Source organism: Paenibacillus sp. Y412MC10 (assembly GCF_000024685.1).
In the GTDB taxonomy this organism is placed as follows: domain Bacteria; phylum Bacillota; class Bacilli; order Paenibacillales; family Paenibacillaceae; genus Paenibacillus_AQ; species Paenibacillus_AQ lautus_A.
This window is the reverse complement of record NC_013406.1, coordinates 6,062,407-6,077,310: the sequence shown is the minus strand read 5'-3', so window position 1 is coordinate 6,077,310 and position 14,904 is coordinate 6,062,407. Positions and strand designations below refer to the sequence as shown.

19 protein-coding genes are annotated in these 14,904 nt (G+C 53.3%); 17 read left to right on the top strand and 2 right to left on the bottom strand.

Going from position 1 to position 14,904, the window contains the following annotated elements:
• Positions 1–10: 10 nt before the first annotated feature.
• A complete protein-coding gene (locus tag GYMC10_RS26685; RefSeq protein ID WP_015737379.1) occupies positions 11–748 on the top strand; it encodes a hypothetical protein in 738 nt (245 codons plus the stop codon).
• 179 nt (positions 749–927) lie between these two features.
• Here GYMC10_RS26685 and GYMC10_RS26680 read toward each other — a convergent pair whose 3' ends face one another.
• Both GYMC10_RS26680 and GYMC10_RS26675 read right to left on the bottom strand, forming a co-directional pair.
• On the bottom strand, positions 928–1,353 hold the full coding sequence (locus tag GYMC10_RS26680) for an ImmA/IrrE family metallo-endopeptidase (RefSeq protein ID WP_009594580.1): 426 nt from the start codon (positions 1,351–1,353) through the stop codon (positions 928–930).
• A 71-nt stretch (positions 1,354–1,424) separates the two neighbouring features.
• Complete coding sequence (locus GYMC10_RS26675; RefSeq protein WP_009594555.1) at positions 1,425–1,844, bottom strand: helix-turn-helix domain-containing protein; 420 nt, start codon at positions 1,842–1,844, stop codon at positions 1,425–1,427.
• A gap of 297 nt (positions 1,845–2,141) precedes the next feature.
• On the opposite strand from GYMC10_RS26675, the gene GYMC10_RS26670 reads away from it, so the two are divergent.
• The 16 genes from GYMC10_RS26670 to GYMC10_RS26600 all read left to right on the top strand — a co-directional run bounded on the left by GYMC10_RS26670 (position 2,142) and on the right by GYMC10_RS26600 (position 14,899).
• Positions 2,142–2,618, top strand: coding sequence for an ArpU family phage packaging/lysis transcriptional regulator (locus tag GYMC10_RS26670; RefSeq protein ID WP_015737378.1), 477 nt, complete (start codon positions 2,142–2,144; stop codon positions 2,616–2,618).
• Between the two features lie 464 nt (positions 2,619–3,082).
• Entirely contained in the window at positions 3,083–3,925 is an 843-nt protein-coding gene (locus tag GYMC10_RS26665; protein WP_015737377.1) for a hypothetical protein, read from the top strand.
• 10 nt (positions 3,926–3,935) lie between these two features.
• Entirely contained in the window at positions 3,936–4,145 is a 210-nt protein-coding gene (locus tag GYMC10_RS26660) for a hypothetical protein (protein ID WP_015737376.1), read from the top strand.
• Between the two features lie 2 nt (positions 4,146–4,147).
• The gene (locus GYMC10_RS26655; RefSeq protein ID WP_015737375.1) at positions 4,148–5,614 is read left to right on the top strand and encodes a phage tail sheath family protein; all 1,467 of its coding nucleotides are present in this window, start codon (positions 4,148–4,150) and stop codon (positions 5,612–5,614) included.
• Between the two features lie 109 nt (positions 5,615–5,723).
• The gene (locus GYMC10_RS26650) at positions 5,724–6,131 is read left to right on the top strand and encodes a phage tail tube protein (RefSeq protein ID WP_009594594.1); all 408 of its coding nucleotides are present in this window, start codon (positions 5,724–5,726) and stop codon (positions 6,129–6,131) included.
• 136 nt (positions 6,132–6,267) lie between these two features.
• A complete protein-coding gene (locus GYMC10_RS26645) occupies positions 6,268–6,702 on the top strand; it encodes a phage tail assembly chaperone (protein ID WP_015737374.1) in 435 nt (144 codons plus the stop codon).
• Between the two features lie 23 nt (positions 6,703–6,725).
• Positions 6,726–6,860, top strand: a complete 135-nt coding sequence (locus tag GYMC10_RS33165) for a hypothetical protein (RefSeq protein WP_015737373.1) — start codon at positions 6,726–6,728, stop codon at positions 6,858–6,860.
• Between the two features lie 17 nt (positions 6,861–6,877).
• Positions 6,878–8,650 (top strand): hypothetical protein, encoded by a 1,773-nt coding sequence (locus GYMC10_RS26640; RefSeq protein ID WP_015737372.1) that lies wholly within the window; start codon positions 6,878–6,880, stop codon positions 8,648–8,650.
• A gap of 65 nt (positions 8,651–8,715) precedes the next feature.
• A complete protein-coding gene (locus GYMC10_RS26635; protein ID WP_015737371.1) occupies positions 8,716–9,360 on the top strand; it encodes a LysM peptidoglycan-binding domain-containing protein in 645 nt (214 codons plus the stop codon).
• Positions 9,357–10,334, top strand: coding sequence for a hypothetical protein (locus GYMC10_RS26630; protein ID WP_015737370.1), 978 nt, complete (start codon positions 9,357–9,359; stop codon positions 10,332–10,334). The genes GYMC10_RS26635 and GYMC10_RS26630 overlap by 4 nt, the downstream gene beginning before the upstream one ends.
• On the top strand, positions 10,327–10,716 hold the full coding sequence (locus tag GYMC10_RS26625; RefSeq protein ID WP_015737369.1) for a hypothetical protein: 390 nt from the start codon (positions 10,327–10,329) through the stop codon (positions 10,714–10,716). The genes GYMC10_RS26630 and GYMC10_RS26625 overlap by 8 nt, the downstream gene beginning before the upstream one ends.
• Positions 10,709–11,167 (top strand): DUF2634 domain-containing protein, encoded by a 459-nt coding sequence (locus tag GYMC10_RS26620; protein WP_015737368.1) that lies wholly within the window; start codon positions 10,709–10,711, stop codon positions 11,165–11,167. Before GYMC10_RS26625 ends, GYMC10_RS26620 begins: the two co-directional genes overlap by 8 nt.
• Complete coding sequence (locus GYMC10_RS26615; RefSeq protein WP_015737367.1) at positions 11,167–12,321, top strand: baseplate J/gp47 family protein; 1,155 nt, start codon at positions 11,167–11,169, stop codon at positions 12,319–12,321. Before GYMC10_RS26620 ends, GYMC10_RS26615 begins: the two co-directional genes overlap by 1 nt.
• Positions 12,322–12,328: 7 nt before the next feature.
• The gene (locus GYMC10_RS26610; protein WP_049788828.1) at positions 12,329–12,895 is read left to right on the top strand and encodes a YmfQ family protein; all 567 of its coding nucleotides are present in this window, start codon (positions 12,329–12,331) and stop codon (positions 12,893–12,895) included.
• A gap of 3 nt (positions 12,896–12,898) precedes the next feature.
• Complete coding sequence (locus tag GYMC10_RS26605; protein WP_015737365.1) at positions 12,899–13,903, top strand: hypothetical protein; 1,005 nt, start codon at positions 12,899–12,901, stop codon at positions 13,901–13,903.
• Positions 13,904–13,921: 18 nt separating this feature from the next.
• A complete protein-coding gene (locus GYMC10_RS26600; RefSeq protein ID WP_015737364.1) occupies positions 13,922–14,899 on the top strand; it encodes a Kelch repeat-containing protein in 978 nt (325 codons plus the stop codon).
• The last annotated feature ends 5 nt before the right edge of the window (positions 14,900–14,904 follow it).

Genomic DNA, 14,904 nt, shown 5'->3' with positions numbered 1-14,904 from the left:
AATCGTTCGAATGGAATATATCTATGAATCAGCCCAGCGCAGCTACGAGGATTTCGCCAGCGGCCGGGTACTGTATAATGCGCAGGGAACGACGTCGTTTCCCGTCAGGCTGGCCAGCGAGATTGCCCAGCGGTGCTTTCATATATTAGAGGAAAAAGGCGTACAGGGGCCTTATACCTTATACGATCCCTGCTGCGGCGGGGCGTATCTGTTGACGGTGGTGGGCCTGCTGCACGGGCGGCGCATTCGCCGCGTGATCGGCTCGGACATTAACGCGGAGGTGCTCGGCATCGCCGGGAAGAACCTGTCGCTGCTCCGTGAAGAGGGGCTGGAACAACGCACCGAACAGCTGAAAGAGCTGCTCGCGCTCTATCATAAGCCATCCCATCAGGATGCGCTGGAAAGCGCTGACCGACTGCGGGAGCTGATAAGAATGTCCCGTTTGGAAGAAACGTTTTGTTTTCAAGCCGATATTACCCAGCCCCAACCGGAGGAAAGCCTGGCCTCCTGCAAGGGGACCCAGATCGTCATGACCGATCTCCCTTACGGGGACATGGTTAGTTGGAGCGGCGGAAGCCAGGAGCCGGTGGAGGATTTTTTTAACGGCATACATGCGATCCTGGATCCCGTCCGTTCGGTGGTTGCCGTCATATCCGACAAAGGCCAGAAATTAAAGCATGACCGGTTTAAAAGAATTCAGCATCTGAAGATTGGCAAGCGGCAGGTTGCCATCTTTGAACCGTTATGAGCGCAGTTAAACGGACCGGATTATAGAAAGAGCCCGCCGGCATCCTCTCCCGCTAACCTCTTGAATGAGTTTTCACCAAGCAGCCCGCTTTTGGCGACAAGCCAAAGGCGGGTTCTTTTTTGCCCATCGGTGGTTGAATGAAAATAAAGAATGGATGCTAATCAGGAACGTATGTTCGTCTAAAATCTAAAAAAATATAGCATTTCTTGCGGAATGCCGGCTCTCAGGTAGAATTCGTGCAGGGACTCTCCCGCTCCGGGCGCGAGACCTGCGGTCAACAGGGCAATGGCAAAGCGGTTCGCCTGCCGCTCCAGTTTACCCGGGCTGAAATAGGAATGCTCCTCCAGAAAAAAACGGCTGATTCCCTTATGAAGACGGTCATGCCCCAGCTCATGCGCGCATACGAAGCGCTGCCACGGCGGCGGCAGCTGATTGTGGATGACGATGAATCTCCGTCTTAGTTTACGGAAATACAGTCCTTTGGTCGTCTGGCCTAAATCTGCGAACCGAATATGTATGCCCAAGGAAGCCGCTATTTCAAAGGGGCAGTTGGTGTGATGTTTTTTGATCAGCTGACGGATTAAAGGTTGTAAATGATCATCCATGGCAGTTCACCTGCAATATTGGTTTTGGTTGAATCGTAAGAATCGTTATGTATCTCCTTATGCATGTGGATTTATTTCTTGCGTTTGTTCATCTGCTTGGCTTCCCAGAACAGTCCGGTCAAGACATCCTTGATGCGCTGCTTGTCCTCCCCGCTCAGAGGGACCCCGTCAAACATGAGCTCGCCGTCATCCTCGAGCATTTTCTTGAAATCCCGTTTATCCCTGGAGGTTGCCCAAGCGGGAGCCGGTATCTCTTCGTGCTTGGCGGCATCCTGCTGCAGATAACCTGCTTTGTTCATCAGCTCTTCATAGGGAACCTCGAGCGCCTCCGCCATTTTGCGCAGCGTTTGCGGCTTGGGTATGCCCCGCAGCCCATTCTCGATCCGCGAGATCTGCGATCCGCTGATGTCGGCGGCCTGGGCCAGCTGATTGATGCTCCAGCCTTTGTTCTCCCTCATCTCTTTCAAGTACGATCCAAATATGCGTTCCACGTTCCGGCCACTCCTCACCATAGTCCATCTGAAACATCTACTTATAGTATAAACGCACCCTCATCCTTTGCCAACAGGTAAAATAAAAGAGAGCATCATTGCCAAAAGGCAAGAAAACGAGAGGGATGTCCCATATACCTCTATATAGTTCGTCCATTTGAAGGTTTACGCCGGTCTCCAAATAGTGGTATATTAATGAAAAATACGAACAATATGCGAACATAAGATGAAGAACCGGCTTCTGCCAAATGGCAAATTGTAAGCTTGACCATGACAATAAAAGGGGAGTGTTTCCGAATGAATCCATTGTTACCGGAATTGGATCGTAGAAAGACCCAAAGCGCCGTTGAAGCGATATTCGAAAAATATCGCATCTATAAAACCATTACATTCGAAGTCAGGGAGATGAGCGTGACCGCATCCTACACGGAGCGGTTCCATGGACCGACCAACGTCACCTCGGACCAAACGGCAGCGGTTGCCATATATAATGTAGATATGCCGGCGGCCAGGAAGCAGTATTGCGAAACGATCGAATCGATCGTGGAACGGCTTGGCGAGCGGGAGCAGACCCTGATTCGGGAACGGTACATGAAACAGGACGACGTATTCGATTACAAAGTGTACAACCATATCCTCGAGCCGCCGGTCAGCAAGGACACGTACACGAAGATCCGAACCCGGGCTTTTTATAAATTGGCCTTGGCTTTGGCGGACAGAGGACTGCTGAAGCTGCAGGAATTAGAGAAAGCCGCCAAGAGCAAAATGAGCTGACAAGCGCGAGCACGGATCATCACATCGAGCAAAACCGGAGGACCTCAGAATGGAGGTCCTCCGGTTTTTTGATTCTAAATAGAAAGGCCGCATTTCACGAGAAAGAACAAGATAAGGCTGGGAATCCAAACATAAATGAGAACATAAGTTCGTGCTATTTTCCGCCGTCATTCCGCTTAAAGTTCAGCATGAATCGTCCCATAAGGCGTCAGCGCATCCGATTTAGGGGTGTAAGATTGTATTATCGGAAATGAAGCAAAACAGAGCGTACCGAACACACACACACAGTCGATGTGAGCCGGCCTTGAGAAGGACCGGTTTTTTGTTGCGGTTGATGCCTGGGGCGTCTCATTTCCGATTCTTTATATGAAAAGAAAGGAGGGGGTCATATTGCATAAGCATGTGATCGTTCTGAGCAGCTGGCTGTCCTATGGCCGACCGGAGAGCGTCCGGCAAACTGCGGAATGAGAGGGGCGGTCAAACAGGCCGTCGCATTCCTCATTCCGGAGCTTGAAGGCCATGTATATGACGTGCATCCGCCGGAGGAGGGGGTAAGCGACCCGCTATATGCCGTGATCACGCTCGGCGAGGACGTCTGGAAATCCTCATGGGCCGGGTACCGGCAGGTGGTGCGATTGAAGCTGCATGGGGATCGTTCCGATCTGCCGCAATTGGATCGATGGGCGGATTTACTCATTCAGGGACTTCACCGCAAGCGGGTTGCCGGAGCCGACGGAAATGCATTCAAGCTTCATTATTTGGGTGTTCCTGAGGCTGACAAGCTTGATCCTGTTTCAGGCAGAATGATCCGGGTCTTGCGATTCGGGATCTATATGCCGCAGGCATCCGGGGCAGGCTCCGTCGGACAGCCGGATGAATGGCTGGATACGCTGACAGCCTGGACAGGAGATATGCTGGGTGGTCCTTGGCGCATCTACCATACGGCATGGCCTGCGGGGCGGGAGGATCACGCCGTATTATGGCGGATGACCGGCTGCGAGACCCGAATGGCGGGAGCTTCGATGTTCGAGGTCCGCAAAACCTTTATCGGGCATATCGCCTCCCTGGATTCCGCGGACGAGCAGCTTACGGCTGCAAGGCTGGTGGAGGAGCTTGGCACCCAGGTCCAGCTGGTTCTGGACTTACAGGAACGCCGTTATTTATCCGTTGCGGAAATTTCCTCCGATATGCAGGCCGATCCCATTCTGGACGGTCAGATTAAGCTAACCCTGGCCCAGCGGAAGAACCGTTCGCCGGAGGAAGCCGCCTTGATCAGGCGCGTTAACATTCATCCTATCTTAAAGTGAGGTGGCCAATATGGCTGTGAAAAAAACACTCAAATCCGAAGCTCCCGGGAGCAGCGCTCCCCGATATTCCTTGACGGAACTTGAAGCACACGCCCATGAACTGTTTCAGGTTCGGGCGGAAGTGCTTGCGGGTGCCATGTATGGGGCAGATGGAGAGCAGTTCACGGTAACCGAGGTCAAAGAAAGAATCCAACAATTCATGAAAGCGAAGGTGGTCTAATCATGGCAGGTGGAACATGGGAAAGCACGAATAAACCGGTACTGCCGGGTTTGTATATGAATTTCAAGGCAGCAGCCGCGTCGGCTGTTCAGGGTGGCAGTCGCGGTACGGTCGTCGTGCCGGTCAAAGCCAATTGGGGACCGGTGCAGGAGTTCGTGGAGATCGGAAGCGAGTTCGCGATTTCCGAGCTGTATTCCGCGGATAGCCAGGATGGCGCTACCGCTTACGAGACGCTTTATCTGGCATTGCTCGGTGGTCCGAAAAAGCTGCTGGCTTATCGTTTGGCGGACAACACGGCAGCAGCGGCTAGCGTGACGCTTCAAAATGCGGAAGCTGCGCCTTCGGACGTGCTGAAGCTTGAGGCCAAATACCCGGGCAGCCGCGGCAACGGCTTCTCCGTAACGGTGCAGCCGTCGCTGATCGACCCGGCCGCACGCGAGCTTCGCCTCTATGAAGGCGCCAAGCTGCTTGGCACATATTCCAGCCCGGACGGATCCGCTGCGTCGATGGCGGCGCAGATCAACGAAGATGCCGAGAACCTCTGGGTGACGGCAACCGCACTGGAAACGTCCGGCGTTCCCGCTGACGTGAACGGAGCCGCGCTGTCCGGAGGCAAGAGCGGCAACGGCGGTCTGACGAATGCCGATTATATCGAGATGTTGGATGCAGTCGAAGGCCAGGAATTTAATGTACTCGCCCTGGATTACGCTGCGGATATGGCTCTGCTGCAGAGCTTTGCGGCTTGGGTAAAGCGTCTCCGTCAAGAAGGACGCGGCGTGATGGCCGTATTCGGCGGCAGCGCGGCGGACGACATCTCCAAGGATGCAGCCAAACTGGCCGCAGACCGGTCGCTTGCATTGAACCATGAAGGGATCATCAATGTGGGGACGGGCGTGCGTCTATCCGGCGTGAACTACAGTTCCGCGCAGACGGCTGCTTATGTGGCCGGGCTTATTGCCGGTCAACGCTTGAACCAATCCGCTACATATGCGGTAACGCCATTCGAAGATGTGACCCGCCGCTGGACGCGCTCCGAGCAGGAGCAGGCCGTACGCAATGGCGTATTCGTCCTGTTCTACGACGGTCGTCAGGTAAAGGCGCTCCGCGGCATCAACACGCTGGTGAATCCGGCGGAAGGCCAAAACAATGCCTGGAAAAAAATCCGTTCCATCCGCGTGATGGATGCGATCCATGCCGATTTGCAGCTGGCCGCGGAACAGACCTACATCGGCAAGGTGAACAACACCGAGGAAGGACGACTCGCGCTGATCGGCGCCGTGAAGGAATATCTCGCTTCGTTGTCGCTGAGCAATGTCATCGAGCCGGACGGTTATGACGTCATTCTCGATCCAGCGTACTATGGCGATTCCGCCGTGAACACGCCGGAGCCGGACCAGGTTTTCCTGCAATGGAACGTAAAGCTGACCGACGTGATGGAGCAGCTGTTCGGTACGTTTTACGTGCAATAACGAGAAGAGCGATCAGTACATTTAAGATGAGAACCGAATTGCCTTTTTGTGGATGCACGTCCATAAACGTTTTTCTTAAAAACTTAACGAAATCGAGGAGGAACTTAATATGTTGGATGCTTCAAGAGTCATTATGGGGACATACGGCCAGGCATATATCGACGGGGTATGGCAGACGCACATTAATAAGCTGGAAGCCAGCGTGGAATTGGAGAAGCGCGAACTGAAGCTGGTCGGCAACGACTGGACGGTGCACAAAAACGGCAGCAAAAAAGGAACCGGCACGATGAGCGGGTACAAGGTCACTTCCGATATGATCTCCCGCGGCTTCACCAAATTCGATATCATCTCCAAGCTGGACGATCCCGAATCCTACGGCCATGAGCGCGTTCGCCTGATTCGCTGCATGCCGGACAAAATCCAGCTGGCCAACTGGACGGCCGGCGAGGAAGTGCAGGAGGAAACCTCGTTTACCTTTGAGGGGTACGAGCTGTTGGATCCGATTCAGGGGGATTAAGGGCTGTTTACCTTAAGCACGGCTTGAGAGCGGTCAATAAGCGGGGCTTCGCCCGGCATGGCGTGTCTGGTTCGGGCGAACGTCGCCCGCTGAGTTTAGGGCTACTATTTTATGAGTGAAGGAGATAGATATACACATGAGCTTACACGAGAACATGAGCGAGGAGCAAATTCTGGACAGTCTGTTCGAGGCGGCGGAAAGATTGCCGGAGGAAACGGTACGCATTAAGCGGCTGGATATGCAGATGGTGCTGCAGGGTTTGACTTCAAGCAAGGTGGACAGCATCCGCGAGCGCTGCACGGTTCGCCGGACGGTGAAGGGCACAGTGGACGAGAAGGTGGATACCGAAACCTTTAATGCGCTGCTCATCTCCGAAGCGACGAGCAGTCTGTCGGTGAAGGGCTTGACGCTTAGCGGCTGGGGCGATCCGCGAATTACAAGCCGCTTGAAGCTGTCGGGCGGAGAGCAGGCGGTCCGCCGCATGCTGCTGGCCGGAGAGCTGGATGCCGTAGGCGATAAAGTACTGGAGCTGTCCGGCTTCGGGGTTGAGATTGCTGACCTAAAAAACTGATCGGCTCCGGGGGAATGACGACGATGCTGTATCATCTGTGGGTCCGGCATCACCTTCGTCCCGGAGATTTTTGGCGGCTCCCGCGAGGCGAGCGCCTGCTGCTGCTCGCTTTCTCCCAGGAGGAGATCGAGGGCATGGCCGGTCAGAGTTTGAAGTGAACAGGAGGTGAAACGAAATGGCTGAAGCCATGAACTACCGCATGAATCTGGTCATCGATCCGAAAAACGTGATCAAGGCCAACCGCGAGCTGCGGGCGATGGAGCGTTATTTTGAACGGATCCAGGGACGCGTCATGCGAATCGGACGAACCCGCATGGCGCCTGAAATCGTGCTGAAGGACAGCGCCTCGAAGGGGCTGGACAACCTGCTCGCCAAAATGCAGCGGGTGAAGTCGCAAGTCATCCAAGCCTCGGCGAATGTGAAGCTGAATGTGCAGAAGCAGATTGATACGAATCTAAACCTGAGCGTGCAGAAGCAGATCGAGGCGAGTGTTCAGGTGGATTTGCGAGCGGCAGGGCTTGATTTTTCTCCGATGATCGCTGCGCTGAATGCGAATACGATTGCGGTGGATAAGCTTACGGATGCGCTTGGATCGCTTCAGCTTGGAGGCGGCGGGAGCGGTAAAAAATCGGGATGGGATACTGCTCTAGGCATTTTAGGCGGTGTTATCACCGTAGGCGCCACCATGAAAAATGGGGGCCAACTATATGGAAAAGGAACAAAGATGCGCGAAGCATGGGGTAAAGATAAACCGGGCCCTGAACCTGCCCCCAGGACGGCGCCTAGGCCCAATGGGGTCAGAAGGGGAGGCGGCCGTGGATCCAACTCCAATCAAAGCACGACGGCTGCTCCCAAGTCGGAACCAGCCAATAAGCCTCTAACGAAGTGGGGCAAGGCGTTTAACAAAGCGGAAACAACGGGAGATTTTATAGAAACTTTAGGCAACACGGGGAAGGGAGCTGTGCAATTACTCAAGGATGCCGTGGGTATCACAAAAGGAATGTTTGGCGGCGGCGCTTCCAGCGGCATCGTATCCGGAGGCGCGGCGAGCGTTGCCAAGACGGGTGCAGGATCAGATGCAGTAAAACAGGCAGCTGACGGTAGCACTGGAGCAAATGCAGTGAAAAATGCCGGCAAAAGCGGCCTAGGCTCCGGCTTAATGAAGGGGCTTGGCAAACGCGCCCTTGGCCCATTAAGTTATATAGCCGATGCGACCGCAATCGCTACCGCTAAGCCTGGGAAGGAACGAAACCAAGCGATAGGCTCTACCGTCGGCGGCGGCATCGGAAGCACGATCGGCGGCATCGTTGGCTCCGTGATTCCAGTTGCAGGTACGATGATCGGCTCAACGCTCGGCGGCACCGTAGGAAGCTATATTGGCGAGAAGGTGGGCGGCGCCATTACCGGTATCGGTGATAAATTCAACGAGGGTAAGAAGACGGTGTCAAAATGGTTCTCTAAGACGTTTTCCTTCGGGAAAAAAGACAAGGAAGCTGCTCAACCGAAGGAACCCCCTTCGAGTGCAGCTGCCCTTCCGGCTCCCATCATCCCGAAACCAGCGCCAGCTGATTTCAGCAAGCCGCTGCTGCCGAATCCAGCATTGAACCCGACATACGGCCCCTATATGCCGCCTAGCCATGCTACAAGCATAAGTACTATTGGGCCACCCGCGAGTGCAGCGCAAAACCAAGCTTTTGCAGGGAAGCCGACGTCCCCGCAATCCGTTCAGATCAGCCCAGAGCAGATGAGCACGATATCCGGCCTGCTGATGGATTTCAAAACAGAGACAACCGTGAATTACAATCTACCTTCAGGCGCGGTGCAGGTAACGGTGCATGAGGAGCACCCGATCGATGTAGAAGGATTGATTCTTCTAATCGGGCAGCGGCTGAGAGCCGAATTCAGCAAAGCAGCCCAGAACCGGAAGCCGACTCCGATGGCCTATTGAAGATGATGGTTAACGGCAGTATGAAGCGGGTCCGAAGGCATCCATACAGAAAGGAGGGGCCCAAGGTGGAGTTTATTTTGAAGAACGGCAAAGGCATGACATTCCGATTCCCGGTCAATCCCGAAGAGGTGACCATATCGCGGCAAAAGGGCCTGGAAACGGCCACGATTCTCAACTATGGAGAGTTTGATTTTCCGCAAGGGAATCGGATTAAGGAGATATCGTTCTCTTCCTTTTTCCCGCAAGAGTATGATGCAGCTTTTTGTAAAGGCCATGAGAGAGATCATATCAAACCGCAAACCGCGATGAACAAACTCAATGAGTTTCTGGCGTATAAAACACCGCTGCAATTTGTCATTACCAAGACGGCGGTGAACGTTCCGGTGTACGTTGCCTCCCATCAGTCCACGTTCCGGGGCGGAGAGGTTGGGGATGTGTATTTTGACATCACGCTCCGGACATGGAGTGACATGAAGGTGGCCAAAACGGCAGGCAGCAGCGGGGCAGCAGGAACCAATAAAAAGCCCCGGGCCGACATGAAGGACAAGAACAAGACGTATATCGTGAAGGCAGGAGACTCGCTTTCCAAAATCGCCAAGCTGGAGCTCGGGGACAGCTCGAAATGGAACCAGATCTACAAGCTGAACCAGAAGACGATCGGCAAAGACCCGAACGCCATCAAACCCGGCCAGAAGCTGGTGCTGTCATGAGTTACAAGGTGATTTTGCAGGATCAATACGATCTTTCTCCCTTGGTGGAAGCTATCAACCTGCGGGATTCGCTTGAACAAGTCGCTTATCAGGGAACCGTCAATCTGGTTGTCACGCCGGATTTGCCGCCGATCTCGCCGGGAATGGCGATCCGGATCAGCGGAATTCCATACGGTAAAAAAGATGATGTCCCCCTGCTGCACCCGGCTGTCGTGTGGGAAGTGGAAACCTCCAACAATGGGGTGAAGCGGATGACCCTCACGCTGTACGATCGGACGGTATATCTCGACAAGTCGGAGGATGAATATCTGTTCCCGGCGAAGCAGACCGCCACCCAGAGATTCAAAAAGTATGCGGCGGACTGGAACCTGAAAATTGCCGTTTTGCCGGATACCGAGAAGCAGCTGGGGCGTTCCGTTTACCGGACGCAGTCGATTTATGCCAGTATGTTCGCTGATTTGCGCGAGACGGCCAAAGCCGGCGGCAAGCTGTATCATCCGCGGATGATCTCTTCAGGTCTTGAGCTGTATGAGTTGGGAACGAATAAAGAAGTCTACATCTTGGAGGCTATCACGGATACCACGCAATCGCGGACGTTGGAGGGCGCGGCGACCAAGGTCAAGGTGCTGGCGACAGCCGCCAGCGAGACCGGGCAAGAGGTTCCTTCCAAGGTGATGGCCATCGAGGAGAAGGATATCGCCAAATACGGCCAACTCCAAGCGATCATTCAGGATGATGAAGTGAAGTCGCCTGCGGCTGCCCGCCAGCTGGCCCGAAGCAAACTGAGGGGGATCCGGGAGACGATCTCCCTTAATGCACCTGATGTCAATACGATTCGCGCCGGAGATGCGGTAATGCTTGGCTCGATGAAGCTGCTCGTGATTTCCGTCAGCCGGGAGCTGGGAAACCCCGGGAGCATGATGCTGGAGCTGGGGAGTTATGACGATGTAAAAAGGAGGTTTTACCTTGAATAAAGACCCCTATGGACAATTGGCGTCCTCCTTATATGCTTCATTAAACAAGCAAACCCGTCAAGCCATGGGCGGTGTAGGGGCCGTTCTCGGCACGATAACCTCGACGGGACTTAAGCTGGATGATTTCAAGCATGAGCTGCAGGACTATATGGTGGCAGAGCTGCCTGGAATGTTGTCCTTACCCCGTTATACGGCTGTTGGTACCGCCACTTTGGGAGGACAGCCGCAGGAAATGACATTTGATGTGGAAGAAAATGAAGTCGAAGATACCCTTTTTGAGCTGGGAAAAGGCTTGAAACCGGGGGACCGCGTGCTGGCCGTTCGGGTCAACAGCGGCAATGACGTGGTGGTTGTATGCAAGGTGGTGAGCAGCGGTGGCTAATTTGTTTCCCGAAAACGAGGATATGGTTTGGACGGATGCCACGGATCCGGAGGTACTGGAGGGTGAAGGTGCCGTTTTTGGACGGAGCTGGCGGTATGATTTTGAAGCCGGCGAGTTCGTGATGACTCCCACCCGGAAGATTCCGGTTGCGGATGAGAAGGAAGCCTGGGTCATCTGGTGCGAAAAAGCGATCCGTACGCCGCGTTACCGCCATTTGATCTATACGCCCGATTACGGCAGCGAGCTGGAGGAGCTGGTCGGCAAAGGCTACGACCGATCTCTGCAAGAGAGCGAAATTCAGCGCATGGTAACCGAGACGCTGCTGTCGGACGCACGGACGGAGAGCGTGGATCAATTTGTTTTTGAATGGGAAGGAGAAGCCTGTCGTTTCAGCTGCCGTATTACGAGCGTTCGGGATGAGACGGAAATCATAGAAAGCGTGGTGATCTGATGGCAGATTTGCCGTTATATTTGTTGGATCAGACGGAAGAGAACATTATGAACCGCATGCTGAACAAAGTGCCTTCGGACATCGACAAGTCGGAGGGCTCTTTTATTTGGGATGCGCAGGCGCCGGTTGCGTTTATGCTGTCTGAGGCTGCCTTGTGGGCGCAGGAGCTGCTGCGTCGTGGCTTTGCGAGCACGGTGGCAAGCGATCACCCGGATATCCGGTCTGCCGAACTCGATCTGAGGACGGCAGAGCATGGGATTACCCGGCGGGAAGCGGTCGCATCGTCAGGTAGCGTTCTGTTTACGGGGAAGCCGGGGACGACCGTGCCTGCCGGAACCTACGTAGCTACACCAGCCGATGAGGGCTCCGGGGAATCCTCCGTGGAGTATGTGACCACGTCAGGGGTGACGCTAAGTGATTTGGGTGCCGGCACGGCGCCGATCCGTGCTGTCATGCCGGGCAGCAGCGGCAATGTACCTGCAGGCGTCATTCAGCTGATGATGACGTCGGTCAGCGGCGTAACATCGGTTACGAACCCGGAACCGACGCGGAGCGGGACGGATACCGAAAGCGACCAGTCGCTCCTGGAGCGTTTTTACGCCAAAGTCCGAAGTCAGGGAACGAGCGGCAACAAAGCGCAGTACATGCAGTGGGCCAATGAGATTGCCGGCGTTGGCGGCGTGGAAGTGGCGCCGTTGTGGAAAGGGCCCGGCACCGTTGGGCTGTATCTACTGGATACGGACAAGCGAGCGGCAAGCGCGGATATCGTGGATGCCGTTCAGCAGCACATTGACCCGTCGCAGGATGGACAGGGAGAAGGCGTAGCCCCGGCGGGTCCCGTTATTACCGTGATGCCAGCGGCGGAAGTTCCGATTGATATCTCCGTCAAAGTGCAGCGTACGCAGGAGCAGCCTTCGACGATGGACGAAATTCGGAAGCTGATCGAGGATGGCGTTCGGACGTATTTACAGCAGATTGCTTTTAATAGGAAAGATCCGTTGGTAAGATACACAAGAATAGCTGCCGTACTGCTGGATATCCCGATTATCGTCGACTACTCGGATTTGACCATTAACGGCCATACCGAGCAGCAAAACATCGAAATTGGCTCCGGTCAGGTCGCGGTGCTGGGGACGGTGAGCGTAAGTGAATAATGCCCGAATGAACAGCTTGCGCGGACGCGAGCTGTTTTCTTATCTTCCGGCTTATTACGAGAACTCCCGCGTCATGCAAGCCGATATGGATGCCAAGGGCAGCGAGTTGGACGCTCTTTACCAAGCGCTGAACTCAGCCGCAGATCAGTTTTTTGTCCGTACAGCAACCTGGGGCCTGGAGCGCTGGGAGATGGAGCTCGGCATTCCCACCGACCGGAACAAGCCGATCGAACAGCGGCGGGCGGTGTTGGAGTCCAAACTGCGCGGAGCGGGAACCTTCTCCGGTGCGCTCGTGAAAAATGTGGCGGAGGCCTACGACGGCGGCACGGTCGAGGTATCTTTTCAGCCCGAGGAATGGGGCTTTACGGTTAAATTCGTGGATACGCTCGGCATCCCGCCGAATCTGGAGGACTTGAAGTCGGCGATCGAGGAGATCAAGCCGGCGCATCTGGCGGTGGCGTATGCGTTCCGCTTCTATACTTATGTTGAGCTTGTAGAGAGTGGCCTGACATATGGAGATGTGGTGACAACGGGAAAAACATATGGGGCAATTTATAATAGGGGGCTGATGTAACATATGGCACTAACAGCAGCTTTAGGACTACCGCTCATTGATGACACAATGACGGCGAACGTTGTCAGAGATCTGAACGCTCTAGCGGAAGATATCGATAGCAAAGTAATGCCTAAGAAGGGCGGGGTACTAGATGCGGGAATGATAGATGTAACCGACGGAACACGTATTCTTCGACTCGGTTCCGATGCAAATGATCCATGGATCGGTACGCCAACGAATAATGATTTTCGATTCATCACGAATAATCAAGTGCGCGGTCGAGTTACAGCGTCCGGTTCTTTTGTATGGCTGGATCGTATTTTGACCAGCCGTGCCGGTATGCAGATCGGACAGGATGCAATGGCAGCGAAAAACTTCCACCTTGTCTCAGATGATGTGTCCTCAAAGCCTGCCTTACGAGTCTATAACGGCAATTACGGTACCGGTACACGAATGTTTGGAATCGATACATCTGGACACATCATGATAGGGAGCCAAACAGAGGCATGGAATACCGAAGGATGGTCCAAGGTAGTTGACATTTATCGAACAGGTAACCTAAATCTTACGCTTCGGACGGATCAATCGCAGGGGGTTCTTGCCGTTCATGATTCAGGATTCTACGGATGTAATCCGGGTCTAATTATCGGAACTGCAACGGCTCAGGAACTTTCTATTGTTGTTGGTAAAACACGGCGCGCAGCTTTCGGTACAGACGGATCCTTTACAGTAACCACCGGAGCCATGGGCGTCTCGACGTCCCAAGATGCTTATGTTTTCTTAAATGCTGGAAATATACCGTTAAATGGATGGCGTAATAAAGCGATTATTAATAGTGTTAATGATGCTTATGGGGGGGCAGGTCTTATTTTTCGAGCTACTCGACCAAGTGATAACGCCTTAATTGATATAAAGCTAAATTGGAATAAAGGCGGCGGCGATATTATGACGGAGTCGCATGTCATCAAATCAACAGCCACTCCATCAGGTGGGTTCGACGGTCAAATATGGATTCAATACTCATAAGGAGAGGAGGGCTATTTCATGGCGCTAAGTATACACGTCGGAGGCACATTTCGGAACGTTTCAAACGTTCATACTCGTGTAGGCGGAACATGGCGGAAAGCAACTCAAGTATGGGTAAGAGTCGGAGGCGTTTGGAAACAAGTTTGGACAGGTCAAGGATTTAAAGTATTGGCTAATATGAATACGACTCATGTCTGGGGCTATGTAAATTCTGTAGGAAACTATGTTTATACAATTGGTGGATTCGCTGGAGCTATTGCGGATGGATATGAATCAAAACGTAATGAGCGATACGATCCATTAACGAACACATGGTCATTTATGGCGGACATGCCTTATAGAAAGGTAAATGGGGCGTCTTTCGTTATTAATAATGAGATTTATATGCAGGGTGGCAACGCTGACTACTACGTAGGGGTTGTCTATAGTCCAATAACGAATACGTACCGAAATTATCAAGCAACAGTATCTGGAGAATCACAGTTTTCCGGCACTATCGGTTCATTTGGGTATACAGCAGGTGGTCTTGATGGTGCTCTCTACTCATATACATTCCAGTACAATCCAGCAACAAATAGCTCTACGAGAATGGCAAATATGCCTAATGCCATGGCATATGGAGCCTCTGCCGTAGTAAACAATAGTCTTTACACTATCGGTGGTATGACGTCTGGGAACCGTTGGACGAACTACGTGTATCAGTTTACACCAAGCACCAATACCTGGATGCAAAAGGCGAACGCGTTGTTTGCCAATGAGCGGCCATGCGCATGGACATATAACAATAAAATTTATGTATATCGATTATGGAATCAACTTGATGTCTATGATCCAGTAACAAATTCATGGGTAACTTCGCCGGATGTTTCACCAAGTGGACAGTCCATCTACGGAACAAAAGCAGCAGTTGTCGGGAATAAAGCTTACATTCCAGGAGGTGTGAACGCCAATAATGGCACGTTTTCATATCAAACGTTGGAATACACAATGGGGTAGGGAGG

Excerpts from the sequence above, each read along its gene's own strand:
- GYMC10_RS26685 (WP_015737379.1), top strand. The coding sequence starts at position 11 with ATGGAATATATCTATGAATCAGCCCAGCGCAGCTACGAGGATTTCGCC.
- GYMC10_RS26680 (WP_009594580.1), bottom strand. The coding sequence starts at position 1,353 with ATGGATGATCATTTACAACCTTTAATCCGTCAGCTGATCAAAAAACAT.
- GYMC10_RS26670 (WP_015737378.1), top strand. The coding sequence starts at position 2,142 with ATGAATCCATTGTTACCGGAATTGGATCGTAGAAAGACCCAAAGCGCC.
- GYMC10_RS26665 (WP_015737377.1), top strand. The coding sequence starts at position 3,083 with ATGAGAGGGGCGGTCAAACAGGCCGTCGCATTCCTCATTCCGGAGCTT.
- GYMC10_RS26660 (WP_015737376.1), top strand. The coding sequence starts at position 3,936 with ATGGCTGTGAAAAAAACACTCAAATCCGAAGCTCCCGGGAGCAGCGCT.
- GYMC10_RS26655 (WP_015737375.1), top strand. The coding sequence starts at position 4,148 with ATGGCAGGTGGAACATGGGAAAGCACGAATAAACCGGTACTGCCGGGT.
- GYMC10_RS26650 (WP_009594594.1), top strand. The coding sequence starts at position 5,724 with ATGTTGGATGCTTCAAGAGTCATTATGGGGACATACGGCCAGGCATAT.
- GYMC10_RS26645 (WP_015737374.1), top strand. The coding sequence starts at position 6,268 with ATGAGCTTACACGAGAACATGAGCGAGGAGCAAATTCTGGACAGTCTG.
- GYMC10_RS33165 (WP_015737373.1), top strand. The coding sequence starts at position 6,726 with ATGCTGTATCATCTGTGGGTCCGGCATCACCTTCGTCCCGGAGATTTT.
- GYMC10_RS26640 (WP_015737372.1), top strand. The coding sequence starts at position 6,878 with ATGGCTGAAGCCATGAACTACCGCATGAATCTGGTCATCGATCCGAAA.
- GYMC10_RS26630 (WP_015737370.1), top strand. The coding sequence starts at position 9,357 with ATGAGTTACAAGGTGATTTTGCAGGATCAATACGATCTTTCTCCCTTG.
- GYMC10_RS26615 (WP_015737367.1), top strand. The coding sequence starts at position 11,167 with ATGGCAGATTTGCCGTTATATTTGTTGGATCAGACGGAAGAGAACATT.
- GYMC10_RS26610 (WP_049788828.1), top strand. The coding sequence starts at position 12,329 with ATGAACAGCTTGCGCGGACGCGAGCTGTTTTCTTATCTTCCGGCTTAT.
- GYMC10_RS26605 (WP_015737365.1), top strand. The coding sequence starts at position 12,899 with ATGGCACTAACAGCAGCTTTAGGACTACCGCTCATTGATGACACAATG.
- GYMC10_RS26600 (WP_015737364.1), top strand. The coding sequence starts at position 13,922 with ATGGCGCTAAGTATACACGTCGGAGGCACATTTCGGAACGTTTCAAAC.